Genomic DNA, 21,786 nt, shown 5'->3' with positions numbered 1-21,786 from the left:
TTCAGGGACGGGTCTTGGATCAGGACCGGGCGTCCGACAGGCGCAGGCCCGTGAACTGCCAGCGCTGATGGGGATAGAAGAAGTTGCGGTAGCCGACCCGCGCATGGCCCTGCGGGGTCGCCACCGAGGAGCCGCGCAGGACGAACTGGTTCGACATGAACTTGCCGTTGTACTCGCCGAGCGCGCCATCCACCGGGCGGTAGCCCGGGTAGGCGGTGTAGGCGCTGCGGGTCCATTGCCAAACCAGCCCGAAGGCGTCGGGCAGCAGGTCCTCACGGGCCGCCACCTCCCACTCGAACTCGGTGGGCAGGTCACGCCCGGCCCAGCGGGCATAGGCATCGGCCTCGTAGTAGCTGATATGGGTGACGGGCAGGTCGGGATCGACCGGCCGAATGCCGGCGAGCGTCATGCTCGCCCACCCGCCCTCGGCCTCGCGCCAGTAGCCCGGCGCCTCCCATCCTTCGGCCTGGGCGGCGATCCAGCCATCCGAGAGCCAGAGCTCCGGCCGCGCGTAGCCACCATCGGCCATGAAGTCGCGCCACTGCCCGTTGGTGACCAGGGCCCGGTCGATGGTGCCGCCCTGGATCAGCGCATCGTGGCGCGGCGACTCGTTGTCGAAGGAGAAGCCCTCACCGGCATGACCGATGGGCACGATGCCCCGGCGCAGCTCCGCGCGTCCCCCTGCGCTCTGGGGCCGGGGAAAGCGCCAATCCGCGTCGTAGGCCGGTCCGAGGGGATTCTGGGCGAAGGCGTGCAGGATGTCGGTGACCAGCAATTCCTGATGCTGCTGCTCGTGATAGAGCCCGATCTCGAGGACCGGAAGCACCGCCTCGAGGGCGCTGGCGGACGCCTGACTCAGGAGGGCGTCGACCGAGCGGTCGACATGCGCGCGGTAGGCGGCGACCTCGTCCGCCGTCGGGCGGGTGATCAGCCCGCGCATGATCCGCGGCTGACGGGGGCCGGCGGCGACGTAGTACGAGTTGAACAGGTAGTGCAGCCGCTCGTCGTAGATGGCGTAGCCCGGCAGGTGCTCGCGCAGCAGAAACTGCTCGAAGAACCATGTCGTGTGCGCGCGATGCCACTTCGTCGGACTGGCATCCGCCATCGACTGGATTTGCTGGTCCTCGGGCGAAAGCGGTGCCGCCCGGCGCTCGGTCTCGTCGCGGACGTGGTGGAAGGCCGCGATCCAGGCCGCGCGATCCACCGGCGTCGCCGAGAGGGGCGGGGGCGGGAAGGCCGATCGAACGGCCTCGGCCGCAGAGGTCTCGCGAAACGCTGCCGTCGCTGCCATGGCGGCCACTCCCATATCCGAACCCGCAAACCTGAACGTGAGAGGGGAGATATGGCCGCGGCGGCATTCGGCAACGGAGGCCGAGCGGGGTCCTTCGTCGCGGCCACGCTCGCACCGCCGGATCGATCGCCTTTTTCCGGCCACGGTGACCTCCCCTTAACCGTCCGGGGCCGACACTTCGCCGTTCACGCGGGACAGTCGGGCCGGACTCGGATGCGGATCGATCTCATGGCAGGAGCGACCACGGCGGCCGTGGCACGGAGCGTGGCGCCGGCGCCCACCATCCTGGTGTTCGACTCCGGGCTGGGCGGGCTGACGGTGCTGGAGCAGGTCCGGCGCGCCCGACCGGATGCCGCCTACGTCTACGCCGCCGACGATGCCGCCTTCCCGTATGGCCGCCTGTCCGAGCCGGTGCTGGTCGAGCGGGTGCTCGGCGTCATGGAGCGCTTGATCGGCCTGCACGCGCCGGACCTCGTGGTGGTGGCCTGCAACACCGCCTCGACCCTGGTGCTGCCCGCCCTGCGCCAGCGCTTCGCCACCCCCTTCGTCGGCGTCGTACCGCCGATCAAGCCGGCCGCGGAGGCGACCCGCTCGCGGGTGGTCAGCCTCCTGGCGACCCCCGGCACCGTGGCGCGCGCCTACACCCACGAACTCGTCGAGACCTACGCGAATGCCTGCGCCGTCACCCTGGTGGGCGCCCCGAATCTCGCCGGTTTCGCGGAAGCGGAGCTGGCCGGCCAGCCCGTGGACGACGCGGCCCTGGCCCGCGAGATCGCACCCTGCTTCGTCACCCTGGAGGACGGCCGGCGCACCGACGTGGTCTGCCTCGCCTGCACCCACTACCCCCTGCTCCTCGCCCGGTTCCAGGCCCTCGCCCCCTGGCCCGTGACCTGGATCGACCCGGCCCCGGCCATCGCCCGGCGGGTGACGCAGCTGATCGGGCCGAGCCCCCGCGCCCTGGGCCGAGACGATGCGCCGGTGCTCGGGGCCTTCACGAGCGGTGCCGGCCTCACGGCGCCCCTGCGCCGCTCCCTCGAATCGCGCGGGATCGGACGCGTGGCGGTGGAGGCGATGCCACTCGGCCTGCAATAGGCGACCGGCAGCCGGCTCGGCATTGACGACGGCGGCTTCGTGCTCTAACGAGACGCCGGTAACGGGGCTCCGACGAGGGGCCCCGATGCTTTTCAAGCGCACCCGTGGGCGGCCATGTCCGTCCTGTCGCTCCGCTCCAGGCTCCCGGGCCCGGCGGAGAGAGGAGGGCGCGTTCCTCGATAGATCTCCATTGCGAGAGGAACCGCGATGTCAAAACGCATTCAGGCGAAGCACAAGCTCGATCGCCGCATGGGCCAGAACATCTGGGGCCGCCCGAAGAGCCCCGTCAATCGCCGCGAGTACGGCCCCGGCCAGCACGGCCAGCGCCGCAAGGGCAAGATGTCCGACTTCGGCACGCAACTGCGCGCCAAGCAGAAGCTCAAGGGCTACTACGCCAACATCACCGAGAAGCAGTTCCGCCGCTACTACGCCGAGGCGATCCGCCTGCGCGGCGATTCCGGCGAGAACCTGATCGGCCTGCTCGAGCGCCGCCTCGACGCCGTCGTGTACCGCGCGAAGTTCGTGCCGACCCCGTTCGCGGCGCGTCAGTTCGTCAACCACGGCCACGTCAAGGTCAACGGCCAGCGCGTCAACATCGCCAGCTACCTCGTGAAGCCGGGCGACCTGATCGAGGTCAAGGATTCCTCGAAGCAGCTCGAGATCGTCGTCGTGGCCGCGCAGCTCGCCGAGCGCGATGTGCCGGACTACATCGAGGTGGATCACTCCAAGATGACGGCCCGGGTCACCCGCGTGCCGAACCTCGGCGAGGTTCCCTACCCGGTCCAGATGGAACCGAACCTCGTGATCGAGTTCTACTCGCGCTGATCCCACTGGATCATCGTCGAAGATGCGAAAGGGCCGCCCGCGAGGGCGGCCTTTTCTCGTTGGGGCGACGGCTTCAGCGCAACGGCCGCCCCGTCTCAGCGGGGGAGGGCGCTACCCGGGGACGCGCGATTGCGCGACTGCAGGGCACGGGACGCATCCCGGGCGCTCGGCGGAAGTCCGGTGTCGGCGGCAGATCCCGGCGCGTCGCCCGGCGCACCCGGCACGAAGCCGCGTCCGTCCCGCCCACCCGTCTCGAAGCCGTAGCCCGCATTCACGCCGGCATAGAAGCCGGTGAAGTCCTCGGCCGCGGCCGGCGCAGGCGCCGCCAGGCCGGCCAGGCCGATCAGCGCGAGGAGGGTGGTCCGCATTCCGATCTCCGGAGGCAAGGTCGTGTCTCGAAAGGTCATGTCTCAAAACGCGAAACGGCGGCCCGGAAGGGGCCGCCGCTTCAGTCATGCCGTGAAAGGTTGCCGCAGCGCGGCCAGCCCCGGGTCGATCAATCGTCGACGTTGATGCTCTGGGCCTCGCGGCCCTTCTGACCCTCGACGACGCCGAGGACGACCTGCTGGCCTTCGGCCAGGGAGTCGAGGCCGGCGCGGGAGAGGGCCGAACGGTGCACGAACACGTCCTTGCCGCCGTCGTTGACGGAGACGAAGCCGAAGCCCTTGGCCGGGTCGTACCACTTCACCGTGCCGGTCATCTCGGTGGACGGGCCGCTGGCGAAGCGTCCGCCGCCACGGTCGCCACCGCGGTCGCCGTAACCACCACCGCCGCCGCCGTAACCGCCGGCACCGCCACCGCCGAAGCGGTCGCCGCCACCGAAGCCGCCGCTGCGGGGCGGACGCGCGTCGCGCATGGGCGCGGCCTCGGCCGTGGAGGTATCCACGCTGGTGACGTCGGTCACCTGCGGACCCTTCTGGCCCTGGGCGGTGTGAACCGTCAGGCGCGTGCCGGGGAGGAGGTCGGCATGGCCGGCAGCTTCGACGGCGCGGATGTGGAGGAAGGCATCGCCCGAACCGTCAGCCAGCTCGACGAACCCGAAGCCTTTCTCCTTGTTGAACCACTTGACCGTCGCATCGCGCTCCGGTCCAGAGGGTGCCGCAGCGGCGCGCGACGGACCACGGTCGAAACCGCCGCCACCGCCGAAACCACCACCGTAGCCACCGCCGCTCGGAGGAGCCTGATCCGGCCAACGCGGCTCGGCTCCACCCTCATCGAAGCCGCGCTTCTGCGGCCCCCGAAAATCACGACCACGTCCCATAGAAAGCTCGCAAAAACCGTCCGCCGACCATCAGTTTCGATAACCGCGTGCGCGCCATCCCAGACAGCCCACGCTCCGCTCTATCATTACTCCCAGCAGCGGTGACCAAGAATAACGCCTTAGTCCTGACTGAAAGCCGCCTTGATCGCAAGATGCTTCTGCCCCGGTTGGCGAGAGTTCCGTAACTTTCCTGCGGCAAAATGCGTAGCTTTTTAGCGCACCCCGGCGGCGGGGGCGGCCCGCCCCCGCCGCCGAGGCCTGTCTCGCGCCAGACGATCGAATCGATTTGCGGGTCGATGTTAGCAAAGCGCAAAGTCCCGGACGGTAGGGTGCCGACGGGGCATGTCCGCCCCGAGCCGCCGGGCCCGACGCCGCATCCATGATCGCCACCCCGAGTTTTCCGGACCTCTCGGCACTGGTGGTCGACGAGAGTCTCTACATCCGCCGTATCGTGCGCGACATGCTCATGCGGGTCGGGATCAAGCGCGTGCTCGAGGCGCCGGACGGGGCCGAAGCCCTGGGCGTCCTGGCCGAGAGCAAGCCGGACCTCACCATCATCGACTGGGACCTGGCGATCCTCTCGGGCGAGGAGTTCATCCGCCTGGCGCGCACGCCCACCACCTCGCCGTCCCCCACCGTGCCGATCATCCTGATGCTGGCCCAGCCCCGCCGCAACGTGGTCGATCGGGCGATCTCCTTGGGGGTCAACGAGATCATCGCCAAGCCGTTCTCGCCCAAGACCCTGTGGTCGCGCCTCGACGAGGTGATCAACCGGCCGCGCCCGTTCTCGCAGGTCAAGAGCCTCCTCCGGCCCGTGCCGCGCATGGCCGCGGCCGGCAAGCTCGGGTGAAGCCCGCTCGGAGCAGGCCCGGCCGGCTCCGTTCGAGCCGCCGAAATCATCCCGGATCCGATCGTGTTCGCGATCGAGGCTTTGCAGTTTGCCGGGGAGACCTGTAGCGTCTTGAGCGACTGTTGGTCCAGCTGTCCGCCTGGGACCATGATCGAGGATTTCGGCTCAGCCGATGAGGGACGAGAGCGCCGCGACCATGCCGGCCCGCCCGAGCGGCGGGACAACGCCGCTGGCGGCACCGGTGGCGCGCGCCGATGCGCCGGGTCCGGCCGGCCGTCCAAGCCGGCGCAGCGCCTATGCCGCCCTCGACCTCGGCACGAACAATTGCCGCCTACTCGTGGCCGAGCCGGCCTCGCACGGCTTCCGGGTGATCGATGCCTTCTCGCGGATCGTCCGTCTCGGGGAGGGGCTCGGCAACTCGGACCGGCTCAGCGAGGCCGCGATCGAGCGGACCATCGAAGCCCTCCGGGTCTGCAAGGCCAAGATGCAGGCCCGCGGCGTGGTGCGGGCCAAGATCATCGCCACCGAGGCCTGCCGCCTCGCGGTGAACGGGGCCGAGTTCGTCGAGCGCGTGCGCAACGAGGTCGGTCTCGACCTCGAGATCGTCGACCGGCAGACCGAGGCCTACCTCGCGGTGACGGGCTGCGCCGCCCTGGCGGACCCCTATTCCGAGTCGGTGGTCATCTTCGACATCGGCGGCGGCTCCACCGAGATCGCCTGGCTCGACGGTGCGGCGACGAACCCCTCGGCCGATCCGACGCTGCGCATCCGCGCCTGGGACTCCCTGCCCGTGGGCGTCGTGACCCTGGCCGAGCGCCACGGCGGTTCCGACGTCACCCGCCTGACCTTCGAGGGCATGGTGGAGGAGGTGGCCGACCTCCTGGCGCGCTTCGCCATCCGGGCCGCGCCCGCCGCGAATGCCCGGCACTTCCACCTGCTCGGCACCTCCGGTACGGTGACGACGCTGGCGGCGATGCACCTGCGTCTCGCCCGCTACGAGCGCCGGCGGGTCGACGGTCTCTGGATGAGCGACGCCGACGTGGGCGAGGCCATCGACGACCTCCTCGACACCCGGCTCGAACAGCGCGCGGACAATCCCTGCATCGGGCGCGACCGGGCCGACCTGGTTCTGGCGGGCTGCGCCATCCTGGAGGCGATCCGCCGGGCGTTTCCCTCCGACCGCCTGCGCATCGCCGACCGCGGCCTGCGCGAGGGTCTCTTGATGAACATGATGCGTGAGGACGGCGTCTGGCGCCGTGGGAGCTACCGGTGAGTGACAGGCGTGGTGCCGGCGCGGGTCTGCGCGGCGAACTCAAGCAGCGGGTGAAGACGGGGCGGGGCCGCACCGCCTCCCAGAAGCGCTGGCTGGAGCGCCAGCTCAACGATCCCTACGTGGCCCGGGCCAAGCGCGAGGGCTACCGCTCGCGCGCGGCCTTCAAGCTCATCGAGATCGACGAGCGCTTCAAGCTCCTGAAGCCCGGCCAGCGCATCGTCGATCTCGGCGCGGCCCCCGGCGGCTGGTCGCAGGTGGCGGCCAAGATCGTGGGGACCAGCGGAAAGATCGTCGGCATCGACCTCCTCGAGATCGAGCCGATGGTCGGGGTCGACTTCATCACCCTCGACTTCCTCGCCCCCGAGGCGCCGACGCTGCTCACCGACCTCCTCGGGGGTCCGGCCGACCTCGTGCTCTCGGACATGGCCGCCAACACCACCGGCCACAAGCAGACCGACCACCTGCGGATCATCGGCCTGGCCGAGACGGCGGCCGAATTCGCCCGCGAGATCCTGGCACCCGGCGGATCCTATCTCGCCAAGGTGTTCCAGGGCGGCACGGAAGGGACGCTGCTCGCCGACCTGAAACGCGACTTCGCCAGCGTGCGCCACGTCAAGCCGAATGCCAGCCGGGCCGATTCGAGCGAACTCTACGTGCTGGCGACGGGCTATCGCGGGCCGACCGGGGCCGCCGTCGAACCGCGGGATCCCTGAGCCGAGCTCCTCCCGGGGAGGGGAAGCTCCCAGGTTAGCGGAAGCGTGACCATAATGCACTGCGTGCAACGCAGCGTGAAGGCTGACGCAGACCTCTCTATTTCCGACGACTTCCTGTTCAAGATCCGTTGCGACGTTTTTGAAGTAAAATTTGGATTTATGCACTATAGTTTACGGATCTCGCCTGACAAAGTAGAAATATAGTCCCGGACAGCAATCTTGCGCGCTGCAACATGAATGGTGCAGGACAGCATCTCCGCGAGATCGCTGCGAGCCATTTGAATGTCCGAGACGTTTCACCCTCAGTCCGGTGCCGAGACGGAAAAACTGTTCCACCGCCGCAAGTTCCTGGAGTTCCTGTCGGCCAGCCCGGTGGTGGCGCCCGGGATGGTGAGCGCGCTCGCCGGCCTGTCGGCCCTCGGCACCGACGCCGCCATGGCCCAGAGCTACGACGTCTTGCGGCAGTCCCCCGGCAATGTCGGTGAGATCATCGATTCGCCGAGCCAGGCCCTCAACGTCTTCGATTTCGAGCCCGCCGCGAAGAAGGCCCTGCCCCCGGCCCATTACGGCTACCTCGCCAGCGGCGTCGACGGCGACGAGACCCTGAAGGCGAATCGCGCGGGCTTCGAGAAGATCCGCATCCGTGCCCGCCGCCTCATCGACGTGCGCAAGATCGACACCACGGTGAAGATCTTCGGCGAGACCTGGGCAAGCCCGATCATGCTCGCCCCGGTGAGCAGCCAGGCCGCCTTCCACCCCGAGGCCGAGTCGGCCGTGGCGCGCGGCGCCAAGGTCAGGGTCACCAGATGATCCTGTCGACCGTGGGCAGCACGTCGATCGAGGACGTGATCAAGGAGCGCGGCGCGCCGGTCTGGTACATGCTCTATCCGACCGACGACTGGGCCGTGACCGAAGCCCTGGTGAGGCGGGCCGAGAAGGCCGGCGCCCCCGCCATCGTCCTCACCGTGGACCGCCAGGGCGGCCGCAACACCGAGACGCTGTTCCGGGAACGCCGCCTCGACACCCGCACCTGCTCGGATTGCCATACGCCCGGCTTCAAGAACGAGGTCAGCCGCAAGCCGATGTTCGACGACATCGACGTCTCGAAGGTGACGAACCTCTACGGCACCGGCATGACCTGGGACTACGTGAAGCGCCTGCGCGGCATCGTGAAGGGCAAGCTCGTCCTCAAGGGTATCGTCACCCACGAGGACGCCAGGAAGGCCCTCGATTATGGCGTCGACGCCCTGATCGTGTCGAACCATGGCGGCCGTGCCGAGGAGAGCCTCGAGGCGACGATCGATGCGCTGCCGGAGGTCGTCCAGGCGGTCAACGGCCGGGTGCCCGTGCTCATCGACGGCGGCTTCCGCCGCGGCACCGACGTGATCAAGGCCCTGGCCCTCGGCGCCAACGCGGTCTGCATCGGGCGTCCCTACGTCTGGGGTCTGGCCGCCTTCGGCGAGCCCGGCGTCACGGCGGTGCTGGCGATCATGCAGCGCGAGTTCGAGACGATCATGCGCCAGGTCGGCGCGACGAAGCTCGCCGAGATCACGCCTGCCAGCGTCAGCCGCGCCTGAGATCATCGACGCGGCGGCGAAACCCGTGCGCCGCCCCCTCCGGATCGCTTCTCGGGCAGAACCGCCCGGGGAGCGATCCGCGTTCCGGGGCTCGGTTGGCGAACCGGCGGGACAGGTCGGGTAAGACTACGGCATCCATCGCGGTGCCCCGTTCGGCTCGCAGCATTGCGCCGAACGCTCAGGACGCCTTCGATCTTCAATCCCGGCCGACGCGGCGCTCCGTGAATCGAAGGATCGATGCGCAGCGCTCTCGCGCGGTTTCTTTGCGGAGCAGCAATTTTCCAATCTGCAGGGCCGGATCATTACGTTTTCATTAGCCCTGATCGCCACGATCACTCGGCGATGTCGCGGACTTCAACACATCCTCCATGTTCCGCAGTCCAGATTGCCGAACGCGATCCGGGCGCCTGCCCCGGACGGGCAGGCGGTGTGGAGTTGTCGATGGTCTTCCGGTGTCTGGTCTCCCTGTTCGCGGCCGGGATCGGCTTCGCCGCGACGGCGGCGACGGCCAAGGACGTCCCCTTCGCGAAGGTGGCGGATTGGGACATCAGCCGCAGCGGCGACGGCGCCAAGGCCAAGTGCATGATGGTGCGCGGCTACCAGGATGCGGACGACGAGAACGCCAGCGCGGTAGCGATCGGGACCTATCCGGGATTCCTGATCATCTCCCTGGGCTATCAGGGCTGGTCGCACGACAAGGGCGACCGCACCGTCGTTCTCCTGGCCGGCGGCAAGGTCGTCCTTCCGCGCTCCAAGTGGAAGGCCGACGATACCCAGTTGACCGGGGAGTTCCCGGACACACTCCTGCCGCACCTCCTGGGCGCCGACGCCATCGTCCTGCGCTTCAAGGATGGCGACGCCGACTTCAAGATCCCGGCCTTCGCCGAAGCCTTCGAGGCCCTGAAGCGCTGCAGCGGACCGCCGGACGAAGTCGCGACGGAGCTTCCGTCGCAGGGCCGTATCGCCAACTACGCGAGCGGGCTCTTCTTCCAGAAGGCGCTGAAGGATTGCGACGTCGCGAGCACGGGCAAGCAGCGCGCCGAGCTCGAGGCCAAACTGGCGGCGATGCGCCCGGAGATGAGCCCGATCCAGGCGCTGATCGACATCGAACTCGGCAAGCGCTTCACGGACCCGAAGGCGCCGTTCTGCCCCAAGCCGGACGATGCGGCGGCTTTCAGCACAGCCCTGGGCCAGTACCTCGTCATGACTCCGGAAGCCTTCGCGGCCGAGACGGAGCGGCGCCAGAGTGAGAAGAAGGCGGCGGCGCGACCGCCGGAGACCCGGATCAAGGTCTACGGGATGGGCCTGATCTTCCAGAAGGTCCTCGCGAGTTGCGAGATTCCCACCACGGCGCGGCAGCGGGCCGACTTCGAAGCCAAGCTCGCGGCCCTGGCGCCCGAGATGGCCCCGGTCATGGAGGAGATCCAGGCAAAGCTGCAGCCGACCTTCGCGAAGCCGGCGACGGAGCTCTGCGCGGCGTTCCGCGACCTGTCGGACGACCCGCAGCCCATCGTCGCCTTCTCGACCCGGACGCCCGAGGACTTCGCCACCTTCATGGATGCCCGCGAGGCCGCCAAGGCGCCCCCCAATCCGGCGGAGACACCGGTGCCCGGCGCCAAGCTCTGAGCCGCGACCGTCCGCATTCCCACCGGAGAATCCCGTCATGAAGCGCCCATCGCCCGCTCGGTCCTGCCTGTTCGGCCTCGTCGCCGGTCTGGTTTCCCTCGCGCCCGCGGAGGCCCAGGAAAGCCCTGTCCCGGAGCGCCCCCTGTTCGAGAGCCTGAACGGCTGGCAGGTCGAGCGTGCCACCAGCGTCACGGGCAGTCCGTCCTGCGTGATCGTGCGCTCCTACGTCGACGAGGACGATGACGACGCCGACAATTCCATCACCTTCGCGCTGGAGAACAAGGCCCTCGTCGTGGTGCTGACCTACGGCAGGTGGCAGCACGACCGGGACGAAAAGATCACGGCCGCCACCGAACTGGGGCGCAAGACCGTGAACGCCAAATCGACCTGGACCGGCAACGGCACCCGGCTCGTCGGGACGTTGCCGGGCAACCTCGCCGATAAGGCCGCGGAGTCCGAAGAGATCCTCATCAAGGGCAAGGGCTGGAAGGCGGCCTTCGACCTAAGCGGCGCCGCCGACGCCTTCGCGGCGATGAAGCGCTGCAATGCCGGCGGGGCGCCGAAGCCGCGCTCCTGACGCCTCAAAGCCGGCAGGCGCCCTCCAGCGCCGTGTTCTCGGCCTCGGTGAAGACCCGGGACCGGATGAGGAAGCGCTTGTCGCGCCCGTTCTCCAGGGAGAACATGCCGCCGCGGCCGCGCACCACGTCGAGGATGAGGTGCGTGTGCTTCCAGACCGCGAATTGAGGCCGGCTGATCCAGAAATCGGCGCCCGCCACGGTACCGAGATGGACGTCGCTGTCGCCGGTGAGGAAGTCGCCCACCGGATAGCACATCGGCGACGAGCCGTCGCAGCAGCCGCCGGACTGATGGAACATCACCGGACCGTGCTCGGCCCGCAATTCCGCGATGAGGTCGATGGCGGCGGGGGTCGCGGTGACGCGCAGGGGCGTCCCGTCGGCGCCGGCCTGGTCGGCGGTGGTCGGGTCGAGGGCGATCTCGCTCATGGGGCGGTCTCCGGGAAAGGCCTTTCAGGAGAAATAGGGCGGAAGACGAAAAAGCCCCGGCCGTCATCCGGCCGGGGCAAGTCTCACGCGGGTCTGCGTGGCCTGAACGGGTCCTAGAAGAAGCCGAGCTTCTTGGCCGAGTAGCTCACCAGCATGTTCTTCGTCTGCTGGTAGTGGTCGAGCATCATCTTGTGGTTCTCACGGCCGATGCCGGACTGCTTGTAGCCGCCGAAGGCCGCGTGGGCCGGGTAGGCGTGGTAGCAGTTGGTCCAGACGCGGCCGGCCTGGATGGCGCGGCCGAAGCGGTAGGCGCGGGTCCCGTCGCGGGTCCAGACGCCGGCACCGAGGCCGTAGAGGGTGTCGTTGGCGATGCTGAGAGCATCCGCATCGTCCTTGAAGGTCGTCACCGAGAGGACGGGGCCGAAGATCTCCTCCTGGAAGATGCGCATCTTGTTGTGGCCGCGGAACACGGTCGGCTTCATGTAATAGCCTTCCGCGAACTCGCCCTCCTTCACGTTGCGCTCGCCGCCGGTGAGGCACTGGGCGCCTTCCTGCTTGCCGATGTCGACGTAGCTGAGAATCTTCTCCAGCTGCTCCGAGGAGGCCTGGGCGCCGATCATCGTGGCGGGATCGAGGGGCGAGCCCTGGGTGATCGCCTCGACGCGCTTGATCGCCCGCTCCATGAAGCGGTCGTAGATCGACTCGTGCACCAGGGCGCGGCTCGGACAGGTGCAGACCTCGCCCTGGTTGAGGGCGAACATCGTGAACCCCTCCAGCGCCTTGTCGAAGAAGTCGTCATCCTCGTTGGCGACGTCGGAGAAGAAGATGTTCGGCGACTTGCCGCCGAGTTCCAGCGTCACCGGGATCAGGTTCTGCGAAGCGTACTGCATGATCAGCCGGCCCGTCGTCGTCTCGCCCGTGAAGGCGATCTTGGCGATGCGGGGCGAGGAGGCGAGCGGCTTGCCGCATTCGAGGCCGAAGCCGTTGACGATGTTGAGCACGCCCGCCGGCAGCAGGTCGGCGATGAGCTCGGCCACCACGAGGATCGAGGCCGGGGTCTGCTCGGCGGGCTTGAGCACGACGCAGTTGCCGGCCGCCAGCGCCGGGGCGAGCTTCCACACCGCCATCAGGATGGGGAAGTTCCACGGGATGATCTGGCCGACGACGCCCAGCGGCTCGTGGAAATGGTAGGCCACGGTGTCGTGGTCGATCTCGGAGATCGAGCCCTCCTGCGCGCGGACGCAGCCGGCGAAGTAGCGAAAATGGTCGATGGCGAGCGGGATGTCGGCGTGGGTCGTCTCGCGGATCGGCTTGCCGTTGTCCCAGGTCTCGGCCAGCGCGATCAGGTCGAGGTTCTCCTCCATCCGGTCGGCGATCTTGTTCAAGATGCGGGCGCGCTCGCCCGGCGCGGTGCGGCCCCAGGCCTCCTTCGCGGCGTGGGCGGCGTCGAGCGCCTTGTCGACGTCGGCGGCGTCCGAGCGGGCGACTTCGCAGATCACCCGGCCGGTGATCGGGGACGTGTTCTCGAAGTAGCGGCCGGCCACGGGCGCGACCCACTGGCCGCCGATGAAGTTGTCGTAGCGCGCCGAGAACGGCGCCTTCGTACCCTGGTCGAGAAATTCCGGCTTGTTCATCGCGTATCCTCCTGATTGTTCTTATGGGCAGCAGCCAAAGCCAGACGCAGCGTCAAATCAAGATGGACTTTTGGCCAACGGTCGGTCGCGCGAGCGCGCGGCCCGGATGATCGGCGCGCCCGATGGCGTCGTGGCGCGGGGGCGATGTTAGACCCGTTCGGGCGGGTTGGCGACCCGGGCGGCGCTCAGCGCGGCCCGAGGCGCGCGAGGCGCCGGCTGCCGATGCGCCGGGCCGTCTGCGCGTCGATCCGGGGACCCGAACGCGCGCCGCCGGGCAGGTCGAGGAGGAGGCCTGTCGCCCGGCCGTCCGGCTCGATGTCGAGGGCGAGGCGGGTGCCGTCCCCGGCCACGAAGACGCGGTCGCTCTCCGGTGTCAGGGCAAGGCGCGCGGGACCGGCCCCGCGAGCGACGAGGCGGTCGCCCTCCCGGACGAGGGCGACCACGGCGCGCGGCCCCGTCCGGTAGAACCCGACATAGCGGTCGAGCACGGTGGCCGGCACCGCGATCTCGCTGACCTCCGGCTGCCCGAGGGCGAGGGCGCCGAGGCGGCGGGACAGGGTCTGGGCCGGCGTGGTCTCGGTGTTGCCGAGGACCACGACCGTCACGCCGAGATCCGGGTAGCTGTCCTTGATCGCCGAGAACCCGTCGAGGAAGCCCCCATGGGACAGGAGCCGCTGGCCGTAGGCGCGGCCGACATAGAGGCCGAGCCCGTAGCCGTGGCCGCCGTCGCGGACCATCTCGGCCAGGGAGGCCGGTCGCAGGACCCGGCCGGAGTAAAGCGCGGCGTCCCAGGCCACGAGGTCGTCGAGCGTCGAGACGAGGCCGCCGGCCCCGAGGACGGCCGCCGGAACCTCGGGGGGCGCGTTGCGCCACTGCCCGGCGGCCCGGTGGTAGCCGGCGGCCCGCTGCGGGATCACCGCCGCCGGGTCGGCGTCGCCGGTCTCGGCGAGGCCGGCGGGGGCGAGGACCAGGCGGTGCAGCGCGGCCGCGAAGGGCGCGCCGGTGATCCCCTCCACGATCGCCGCCAGCAGGATGTAGCCGGTGTTGCTGTATTCCTGCGCCGAGCCCGCCGGGAACAGCAGCGCCTCGCGATAGAGCCGGCCCACCACGTCCATGGGCGTCCGGGCGGTCCGGGCGAGGAGGGTCGGGTAATCGGGCAGGGCCGTCACGTTGGGCAGGCCCGCGGTGTGATCGAGGAGCATCCGCAGGGTGATCGGCGCCCAGGTCGCCGGCAGGCCGGGCATGTACCGCGCGGCCGGGTCGTCGAGCCGGAGCCGCCCGGCCTCCTGCAGCTTCAGGATCGCGGCGGCGGTGAACTGCTTCGTCAGGGAGGCGATCCGGAAGCGGGTCTCGGGCGTGTTGGGCACCGACCATTCGCGCTGGGCAACGCCGTAGGCCTGCCGGAACAGCACCGCGCCGTCGCGGGCCACGATGACGGCGCCGGAGAAGATCCCGGCTCGGGCGTAGGGCCGCACCAGGGCGTCGGCCCGGGCGGCGAAGTCGGGCGGGGTGATCTCGGACGAGGCGATCGAATCGGCGCCGGCCCGGGCCGGACGGCCCGGCAGGAGGGCCCCGAGGAGCCCGAACTGGACGATGCGGCGACGCGTCTCCTGCATGCTGCCGCCGTTCCGCTCCCCGACCCGCCGCGATCCCGGCACCCGGTCACGGTTCTCCGAAATTGTGGCGCGAGCGCGCCGAGGACCCCGCGCGGCTGCCATGCAGCGCCCCCGATGGCCCCGCCGCGCCGAAGGCACCAAGAGCCGGACGAAACGTTCTGGCTCGACTGATGATCCGCCGCGCCGCCCCAGCCCCCGAGGACCGTCCCAGGTGAGCACCACCCCGGCCAAAATCGCGCAGGCCCCCGCCGCGCACGCCCCGGCCGCCCCCATCCCCGTCACCGTCTCCGAACCGGCCGCCCGGCCGTGGACAGGCCCGGGCTTCGGCGAGTTCGTCGGCATCGTCGCGCTGATGATGGCCGTCACGGCGATTTCGATCGACAACCTGCTGCCCGCGTTTCCGGCGATCCAGGCCCGCTTCGGCGTGGTCGATCCGAACAGCCTGCAGCTCCTCATCTACGTCTACATGATCGGCTTCGGCACGGCGCAGATCGTCTACGGGCCGCTCTCGGACACCTACGGGCGGCGCTCGGTGCTGCTGGCGGGCCTGGCGATCTACGTCGTCGGCACCGGCCTCGCCATGGTGGCCCCGTCCTTCGGCTGGCTCCTGGCGGCGCGCATCATCCAGGGCATCGGCGCCGCCAGCGGGCGCGTCCTCTCGACGGCGATCGTGCGCGACCGCTTCGCGGGGCGCGAGATGGCGAGCGTGATGTCGCTCATCATGATGGTGTTCCTGATCGTGCCGATGATCGCGCCGGCCATCGGCGGCGCGATGCTGCTGTTCGGCTCGTGGGTCTACGTCTTCGTCTCGATGCTGGCGCTCGCCGGCATCCTGGTGATCTGGTTCGCCTGGCGGATGCCCGAGACGCTGCATCCGGAATACCGGCGCCCCTTCTCCCTCGCGGCGGTGGCCCAGGCGGTGGCCATCACCTTCCGCAACCGCGTGGCGGTGGGGTACGCCACGGCGCTCGGCCTGCTCACCGGCTGCATCATGGGCTATGTCGGCTCGGCCCAGCAGGTCTTCGACACGGGGCTCTACCATCTCGGGGGCCTGTTCCCCCTGGCCTTCGGCCTCGTCGCCGGCGCCATGGGGGCCGCCACCCTGGTGAACGCCCGCCTCGTCCGGCGCCTCGGCATGCGCCCGCTGTCCCATGCGGGTCTGAGCCTGTTCGTCGTCGTGGCGGTGGGGCAGGTGGTGGCGGGGCTCGCCTATCACGGTCACCCGCCCCTGGGGCTGTTCCTCGCGATCCTGGCTGCCAACCAGTTCCTGATCAGCTTCGCCATGCCGAACTTCAACGCCCTGGCGCTGCAGCCCCTGGGCGAGATCGCCGGCACGGCCTCGTCCTTCCTTGGCTTCTACACCACGATCCTGGGCGCGTTTTGCGGCTTCCTGATCGGGCATGCCTTCGACGGCTCGGTGCTGCCCATCGGCATCGGCTACGCCCTCCTCGGGGGCCTGGCCCTCGCGGTGGTGGCCTGGACGGAGCGGGGCCGCCTCTTCCGCGGCGGCGTCTCCGGTTGAGGACACCGCAGCCTTAACGCCGTCTTCAGGCCGTCGCGACAAAGCTCGGTCTCCCAGGATCCCTGACGGAGCCCCAGACGTGACCGGCCGTGCCCAAGACGGACTGCTCTTCCTCGCCCGGCTGCTGCTCGCCGCCGCGCTGCTGCCCACGGGGGTCGCCCGGGCCCTGAACGTCTCCGGCTTCGCCGTCACCCTCGCGGCCACAGGCCTGCCGTCCCCGAACGCCGTCGCCACCGCGGCCGTGATCGTCCAGGTGTTCGGCCCCGTCGCGCTGATCCTCGGCGTGCTGCCGCGCCTCAGCGGCCTGGCGCTTGCCGTCTTCGTCGGCGTGATGGCCGTGCTCCTGCACCCGTTCTGGCAGTTCTCCGGGCCGAGCGCGGTGGCCGAGCGCACCCTGATGCTGGCCGATTTCGGCCTCGCCGGCGGCTTCCTCATCTACGCGATGACCGGCCCCGGCCGCTGGAGCTGGCAGGGCTGGCGCCAGGGCGCACGCGCGGCCTCGAGCCCCGCGAAGGCCCCGGCCAAGGCCTCGGCTACCGCGCGGGGCGGGCAGAAGCCCAAGCGCGCCCCCGGACGGGCGGCGGCCCGGGCCGCCGCCTGAACTCGCGGAGGCGCCCCGCGTCCCGGGGCATCACATTCTAAGCCCACGACATCCTACGGCATCGCGTTGCGCGGGGCGGCGGCGGCGAGCCGGTGCCCCGAGACCTCGGCGCCGGCCTCCGGGTTGAGCCGCCGGAAGGAGAAGAAGGACATCACCGAGATCAGCGCCACCGCCAGGAAGGCCGGGGCGAAATCCTGCGCCACGATCTCGGTGCGGCCGTGGAACGCCGCGGCGCCCTCCAGGGCCAGCGCCCCGAAAGACACTCCGAGGCTGAGCGAAAGCTGCTGGGCCACGCTCGCGAGGCTCGTGGCCGCGCTCATCTCCCGGGTCTCCAACTCGGCATACGCGATGGCGTTGACGCAGGTGAATTGCAGGGACCGCACGCAGCCGCCGATCAGCAGCACGCAGATGATGATCGCGTGCGGGGTCTCGGCGGTGAACAGGCCGTTCACCGCGAGGAAGGCCGAGGCGACCAGGGCGTTGACGAGCATCACCCGCCGGAAGCCGTAGGCGCGCAGGATACGGGGGCCGACGAGCTTGATCAGGAGCGCGCCCGCCGCCGCCGCGAAGGTGATGAGGCCCGAGCGCAGGGGATCGAGGCCGAAGCCGATCTGGAGCATCAGCGGCAGCAGGAAGGGGATCGCCCCGGTGCCGATCCGGAACAGGCTGCCGCCGGTCACCGCCGCGCGGAAGGTCGGGTAGCGCAGCAGGTCGAGGCGGATCACCGGGTTGGCCAGGCCGCGCGAATGCCGGAAATACAGCCCCAGGAGGATCGCTCCGGCGGCGAGGCAGCCCCAGGAGACGCCCTCCGGGAGGAGGGGGCGGCCGGTGGAGGCGAGGCCGAGCATCAGCGTGGCGAGCCCCAGCCCGGAGAGGAGGAAGCCGAGGACGTCGAGGGGTGGGCGCTCGGATTCGCGGATGTTCTCGAAGTAGAGCGTCGACAGCACGATGCCGGCGATCCCGATCGGGATGTTGATGAAGAAGATCCAGCGCCAGTCGAAATAGGTCGTGATGAAGCCGCCCAGCGGCGGACCGAAGATCGGCCCGATCAGGGCGGGGATGGTCAGGTAGGCCAGCGCGCTGACGAGTTCGCTCTTGGGCACGCTGCGCAGGATCACGAGGCGCCCCACCGGCACCATCATGGCGCCGCCGAGCCCCTGGAAGAACCGTGCGGCGACGAAGCCCGCCAGGGAATTCGAGGCGGCGCAGGCCAGCGAACCGGCCATGAACACCCCGAGGGCGACCCGGAACACCGTGCGGGCCCCGAACCGGTCCGCCATCCAGCCGCTGATCGGAATGAAGATCGCCAGGCTGACGAGGTAGGCGGTGAGGGCGAGCTTGAGGGCGATCGGGTCCTCGTTCAGGCTCTGGGCGATGGCCGGGAGCGCGGTGGCGATCACGGTGGAATCGGTGTTCTCCATGAACAGCGCGGTGGCGACGACGAGGGGGACGATCTGGGACGTGCGCATCGGCGAGACATCGGTCCGGTCGGGCGTTTCGGATGCCTCATACCGACAAAAAGCGATGCCGCGGCAAGCGCGTATGCAATGACGAATGGCTCGGGATGAAAGGGACATGCCGCACGTGCAGGGCCCGGGCCTTTCGACGGCGTGGCCCTGCGGCCACATCGGCCCAGCATCGAACCGGCGACGGCCTCGCTCACCTTTCCACAATGTTGCTGGAGCCGCTAAGCTCGACGGCATGATCGGGTGCCGCTCGACTCCGCTTCGGAGCCGTGCCGGGCACTCCCCACCGTGTCCCCAAGAAAGTCACCGATGCTTCCGAGGTTCGAACATCGACGCAGGCTGGCGGGCTTCGTCTCCTGCCTCGCCCTGGCGGCTGCCGTCGCCGGCTGCGGGACCGTGGTGCTCACGGAATCCGGCGCCCTGACCCGGTACGACCGCCTCGCCGGCAGCGACGAGACGGCCAGCTCTTCGCGGATCTTCGTCGATCCGGCGGCCCTCGCGGCCACCCGGACCGTGCGGATCGTCCCCACCGCCTTCTCCGAGGTGGTGGCCCCGGGCCTGACGCCGGCCGAGCGCAAGCTCGTGGCCAACGCGGCCGACCGGGCGCTCTGCTACGAACTCTCCCTGCGCTACGACGTGGTCTCGGGCCGGAAGGCGGACCTCACGGTGCGCTCGGCCGTGACCCGGATCGATCTCACCAACGTGCCGGCGGCCGGCGCCACGGTGGCGACCTCAGCGGGCATCACCATCGCGTCCCAGCTCGGCGCCGGCTTCGCGACGGCCGTCGGCCGCGTCCCGATCCCCCGCATCCCGATCGGTCTCGGCAGCCTGACCGTCGAGGCCGAGGCCCTCGACAGCCGCAACGTGCAGCGGGCCGCCATGGTCTGGGGCGGGGCCAGCAACGCCTTCACCAACCAGGCCCGGTTCTCCCCGGCCAGCGACGCCTACGACCTCGCCGGCGAGTTCGGCCAGGATTTCGGCTTCTACCTCGCCACCGGCCAGGACCCGTTCAAGGCGCCGCTCACGCTGCCGACCTACGACCGCGTCCGCATCACGACCCTCGGCGAAGCGCCCCTCGACCCCGATTGCGAGGCGTTCGGCCGTGCCCCGGGCCTCGACGGCATCCTCGGCGATTACGTCGGCGCGCCGCCGGAATGGACCGACAGGGGGCCGGCCGAGGGCCTGCCGGGCGCGCCCCGAGGCGTGCGCTAGGCGCAACCCCCACCGGAGAACGGCGTCCCGGGCGCATTTTCCTGTCGGACGCGCGCACCGGCGGCTTTGCGCCGGTTCCCCGTGCATGATACTGGCCCGTGCCAACCCAGTGACGTCGGAACGCCCGCGAGCGCCCGACGCAGCACCCGTTCCGGAGTTGGTTCATGGCCCGCATCACCGCTGATTCCATCATCGAGGGCCTGACCTTCGACGACGTCCTGCTGCGCCCCGCGGCCTCCTCGGTGATGCCCAGCGACGTCAAGATCGCGAGCCGGCTCACCCGCTCGATCCACCTGAACCTGCCGATCCTGGCTTCGGCCATGGACACCGTCACCGAGGCCCCGATGGCCATCGCCATGGCGCAGAACGGCGGCATGGGCGTCATCCACCGCAACCTCGAGCCGGCCGAGCAGGCCGAGCAGGTCCGCCTCGTCAAGAAGTACGAGTCGGGCATGGTGCTGAACCCCATCACCATCCACCCGGACGAGACCCTGGCCGATGCGTTCTCGCTGATGAAGCAGAACCGCATCTCCGGCATCCCGGTGGTGGAGCGCGGCCCCAACGGCTCCCGCGGCAAGCTCGTCGGCATCCTCACCAACCGCGACGTCCGGTTCGCCACCAACTCGTCCGAGACCGTCGCCGACCTGATGACCCGCGACCGGCTCATCACCGTGCGCGAGGGCGTGAGCCAGGACGAGGCCAAGCGCCTGCTGCACCAGTTCCGCATCGAGAAGCTGCTCGTCGTCGACGACCACTATCGCTGCATCGGCCTCATCACGGTCAAGGACATCGAGAAGCAGGTCGCCTATCCGGGCGCGGTCAAGGACGAGCAGGGCCGCCTGCGGGTCGCGGCCGCCACCACCACGGGCGACAGCGGCTTCGAGCGGGCCGAGCGCCTCATCGATGCCGGCTGCGACGTCATCGTGGTCGACACGGCCCACGGCCACTCGATCAAGGTGCTCGACGCCGTGCGCCGCGTGAAGCAGCTCTCCAACACCGTGCAGATCGTCGCCGGCAACGTCGCGACCCGCGACGGCGCCCAGGCGCTGATCGATGCCGGCGCGGACGCGATCAAGGTCGGCATCGGCCCGGGCTCCATCTGCACCACCCGCATCGTCGCCGGCGTCGGCGTGCCGCAGCTCACCGCCCTGATGGAGGCCGTCGAGGCGGCGCAGAGCGCCGACGTGCCGGTCATCGCCGACGGCGGCATCAAGTACTCGGGCGACCTCGCCAAGGCGATCGCGGCCGGCGCCTCCGTGGCCATGCTCGGCTCGCTCCTCGCCGGCACCGACGAGGCGCCCGGAGAGGTGTTCCTGCACCAGGGCCGCTCCTACAAGAGCTACCGGGGCATGGGCTCGGTGGGCGCCATGGCCCGCGGCTCCGCTGACCGCTACTTCCAGGCCGAGGTCAGCGACACCCACAAGCTCGTGCCCGAGGGCATCGAGGGGCAGGTGCCCTACAAGGGCCCGGTGGCGGCGGTGCTCCACCAGCTCGCCGGCGGCCTGCGGGCCGCCATGGGCTATGTCGGCGCCCCGACGATCCCCGAGTTCCAGGAGAGGGCGCAGTTCATCCGCATCACCAATGCGGGCCTGCGCGAGAGCCACGTCCACGACGTGACCATCACCCGCGAGAGCCCGAACTACCCCGGCCGCGCCTGACCCGCGCCGCGCGCGCCCGTGCCGGACGTCCGGCACGGGTCGCCGCCCGATAGGAATCGCCGTGACCGTCCAAGCCATCCTGGCGCCCGTCTTCGCCCAGGTCCTCCTCACCTTCGCGCTGCTGTTCTGGACCGGGCGGATGCGCCTCTCGGCGGTGCGCGGCGGCGCCGTGAAGGACCGCGCGTTGACACTGGGCCAGCGCGACTGGCCGGCCCCGGCCCAGCAGGCCGCCAACACCTTCTCGAACCAGTTCGAGATCCCGGTGCTGTTCTACGTCCTCGTCGGGTTCGCCCTGGCCACCCGCAAGGCCGACCTCCTGTTCGTGATCCTGGCCTGGGTCTTCGTGGCCACGCGCGTCGTCCATGCCGGCGTCTATCTCACCACGAACCACATCCCGCACCGCTTCCGCGCCTATGCCGTCGGCACGCTGGTGCTGCTGGTGATGTGGATCCTCTTCGCGTTCCGGATCTTCCTGGCGCCGATCGGCGTCTGACCCGGGACGATGACGCGGCCTGACGGATGGGTGGCCGCATCGGGCCGCGATCCGCGAACGACGAAAGGGATC

The 21,786-nt window shown here is 69.9% G+C and carries 19 protein-coding genes and 1 pseudogene; 13 read left to right on the top strand and 7 right to left on the bottom strand.

Annotation, left to right across the window (positions count from 1 at the left end; genetic code table 11):
* Positions 1 to 19: 19 nt before the first annotated feature.
* Positions 20 to 1,291 (bottom strand): ergothioneine biosynthesis protein EgtB, encoded by a 1,272-nt coding sequence (gene egtB / locus ASG63_RS05260; RefSeq protein ID WP_056212891.1) that lies wholly within the window; start codon positions 1,289 to 1,291, stop codon positions 20 to 22.
* Between the two features lie 213 nt (positions 1,292 to 1,504).
* On the opposite strand from egtB, the gene murI reads away from it, so the two are divergent.
* Complete coding sequence (murI, locus tag ASG63_RS05255; RefSeq protein WP_056212805.1) at positions 1,505 to 2,383, top strand: glutamate racemase; 879 nt, start codon at positions 1,505 to 1,507, stop codon at positions 2,381 to 2,383.
* Between the two features lie 207 nt (positions 2,384 to 2,590).
* Positions 2,591 to 3,208, top strand: coding sequence for a 30S ribosomal protein S4 (gene rpsD / locus ASG63_RS05250; protein WP_055953400.1), 618 nt, complete (start codon positions 2,591 to 2,593; stop codon positions 3,206 to 3,208).
* Positions 3,209 to 3,303: 95 nt separating this feature from the next.
* Here the strand turns inward: rpsD and ASG63_RS05245 are convergent, their stop codons facing one another.
* Both ASG63_RS05245 and ASG63_RS26775 read right to left on the bottom strand, forming a co-directional pair.
* Positions 3,304 to 3,576, bottom strand: coding sequence for a hypothetical protein (locus tag ASG63_RS05245; RefSeq protein WP_056212803.1), 273 nt, complete (start codon positions 3,574 to 3,576; stop codon positions 3,304 to 3,306).
* Between the two features lie 128 nt (positions 3,577 to 3,704).
* Positions 3,705 to 4,469 (bottom strand): cold-shock protein, encoded by a 765-nt coding sequence (locus ASG63_RS26775; RefSeq protein ID WP_056212801.1) that lies wholly within the window; start codon positions 4,467 to 4,469, stop codon positions 3,705 to 3,707.
* 379 nt (positions 4,470 to 4,848) lie between these two features.
* On the opposite strand from ASG63_RS26775, the gene ASG63_RS05235 reads away from it, so the two are divergent.
* The 6 genes and pseudogenes from ASG63_RS05235 to ASG63_RS05210 all read left to right on the top strand — a co-directional run bounded on the left by ASG63_RS05235 (position 4,849) and on the right by ASG63_RS05210 (position 11,085).
* Entirely contained in the window at positions 4,849 to 5,319 is a 471-nt protein-coding gene (locus tag ASG63_RS05235; protein ID WP_056189093.1) for a response regulator, read from the top strand.
* Positions 5,320 to 5,491: 172 nt separating this feature from the next.
* The gene (locus tag ASG63_RS05230) at positions 5,492 to 6,592 is read left to right on the top strand and encodes a Ppx/GppA phosphatase family protein (RefSeq protein ID WP_056212799.1); all 1,101 of its coding nucleotides are present in this window, start codon (positions 5,492 to 5,494) and stop codon (positions 6,590 to 6,592) included.
* Positions 6,589 to 7,305, top strand: coding sequence for an RlmE family RNA methyltransferase (locus ASG63_RS05225; protein ID WP_056212797.1), 717 nt, complete (start codon positions 6,589 to 6,591; stop codon positions 7,303 to 7,305). The genes ASG63_RS05230 and ASG63_RS05225 overlap by 4 nt, the downstream gene beginning before the upstream one ends.
* A gap of 282 nt (positions 7,306 to 7,587) precedes the next feature.
* A pseudogene (locus ASG63_RS26995) lies at positions 7,588 to 8,882 on the top strand (alpha-hydroxy acid oxidase).
* Between the two features lie 441 nt (positions 8,883 to 9,323).
* Complete coding sequence (locus ASG63_RS05215) at positions 9,324 to 10,508, top strand: hypothetical protein (RefSeq protein ID WP_056212795.1); 1,185 nt, start codon at positions 9,324 to 9,326, stop codon at positions 10,506 to 10,508.
* Positions 10,509 to 10,545: 37 nt separating this feature from the next.
* Complete coding sequence (locus ASG63_RS05210) at positions 10,546 to 11,085, top strand: hypothetical protein (protein ID WP_056212793.1); 540 nt, start codon at positions 10,546 to 10,548, stop codon at positions 11,083 to 11,085.
* Between the two features lie 4 nt (positions 11,086 to 11,089).
* Here ASG63_RS05210 and ASG63_RS05205 read toward each other — a convergent pair whose 3' ends face one another.
* The 3 genes from ASG63_RS05205 to ASG63_RS05195 all read right to left on the bottom strand — a co-directional run bounded on the left by ASG63_RS05205 (position 11,090) and on the right by ASG63_RS05195 (position 14,762).
* A complete protein-coding gene (locus ASG63_RS05205; RefSeq protein ID WP_056212790.1) occupies positions 11,090 to 11,512 on the bottom strand; it encodes a DUF779 domain-containing protein in 423 nt (140 codons plus the stop codon).
* A gap of 113 nt (positions 11,513 to 11,625) precedes the next feature.
* Positions 11,626 to 13,146, bottom strand: a complete 1,521-nt coding sequence (gene adh / locus ASG63_RS05200; RefSeq protein ID WP_056212788.1) for an aldehyde dehydrogenase — start codon at positions 13,144 to 13,146, stop codon at positions 11,626 to 11,628.
* 185 nt (positions 13,147 to 13,331) lie between these two features.
* Positions 13,332 to 14,762, bottom strand: coding sequence for a serine hydrolase (locus ASG63_RS05195; RefSeq protein ID WP_082559184.1), 1,431 nt, complete (start codon positions 14,760 to 14,762; stop codon positions 13,332 to 13,334).
* Positions 14,763 to 15,114: 352 nt separating this feature from the next.
* On the opposite strand from ASG63_RS05195, the gene ASG63_RS05190 reads away from it, so the two are divergent.
* Positions 15,115 to 16,284 (top strand): multidrug effflux MFS transporter, encoded by a 1,170-nt coding sequence (locus ASG63_RS05190; RefSeq protein WP_082487816.1) that lies wholly within the window; start codon positions 15,115 to 15,117, stop codon positions 16,282 to 16,284.
* Positions 16,285 to 16,363: 79 nt separating this feature from the next.
* Entirely contained in the window at positions 16,364 to 16,885 is a 522-nt protein-coding gene (locus tag ASG63_RS05185) for a DoxX family protein (RefSeq protein WP_056212786.1), read from the top strand.
* 53 nt (positions 16,886 to 16,938) lie between these two features.
* Here ASG63_RS05185 and ASG63_RS05180 read toward each other — a convergent pair whose 3' ends face one another.
* Entirely contained in the window at positions 16,939 to 18,354 is a 1,416-nt protein-coding gene (locus tag ASG63_RS05180) for an MFS transporter (protein ID WP_056212784.1), read from the bottom strand.
* Between the two features lie 306 nt (positions 18,355 to 18,660).
* On the opposite strand from ASG63_RS05180, the gene ASG63_RS05175 reads away from it, so the two are divergent.
* The 3 genes from ASG63_RS05175 (at position 18,661) to ASG63_RS05165 (ending at position 21,714) form a co-directional block, all read left to right on the top strand.
* Positions 18,661 to 19,563, top strand: a complete 903-nt coding sequence (locus tag ASG63_RS05175) for a DUF3313 domain-containing protein (protein ID WP_056212782.1) — start codon at positions 18,661 to 18,663, stop codon at positions 19,561 to 19,563.
* 164 nt (positions 19,564 to 19,727) lie between these two features.
* A complete protein-coding gene (guaB, locus tag ASG63_RS05170) occupies positions 19,728 to 21,221 on the top strand; it encodes an IMP dehydrogenase (RefSeq protein ID WP_056212776.1) in 1,494 nt (497 codons plus the stop codon).
* A 61-nt stretch (positions 21,222 to 21,282) separates the two neighbouring features.
* On the top strand, positions 21,283 to 21,714 hold the full coding sequence (locus ASG63_RS05165) for an MAPEG family protein (RefSeq protein ID WP_056212774.1): 432 nt from the start codon (positions 21,283 to 21,285) through the stop codon (positions 21,712 to 21,714).
* Positions 21,715 to 21,786 lie beyond the last annotated feature (72 nt).

The sequence above is a fragment of the Methylobacterium sp. Leaf94 genome, from assembly GCF_001426045.1.
Taxonomy (GTDB): domain Bacteria; phylum Pseudomonadota; class Alphaproteobacteria; order Rhizobiales; family Beijerinckiaceae; genus Methylobacterium.
The sequence above is the reverse complement of the archived record's forward strand: the minus strand, read 5'-3'. Positions and strand labels throughout refer to the sequence as shown.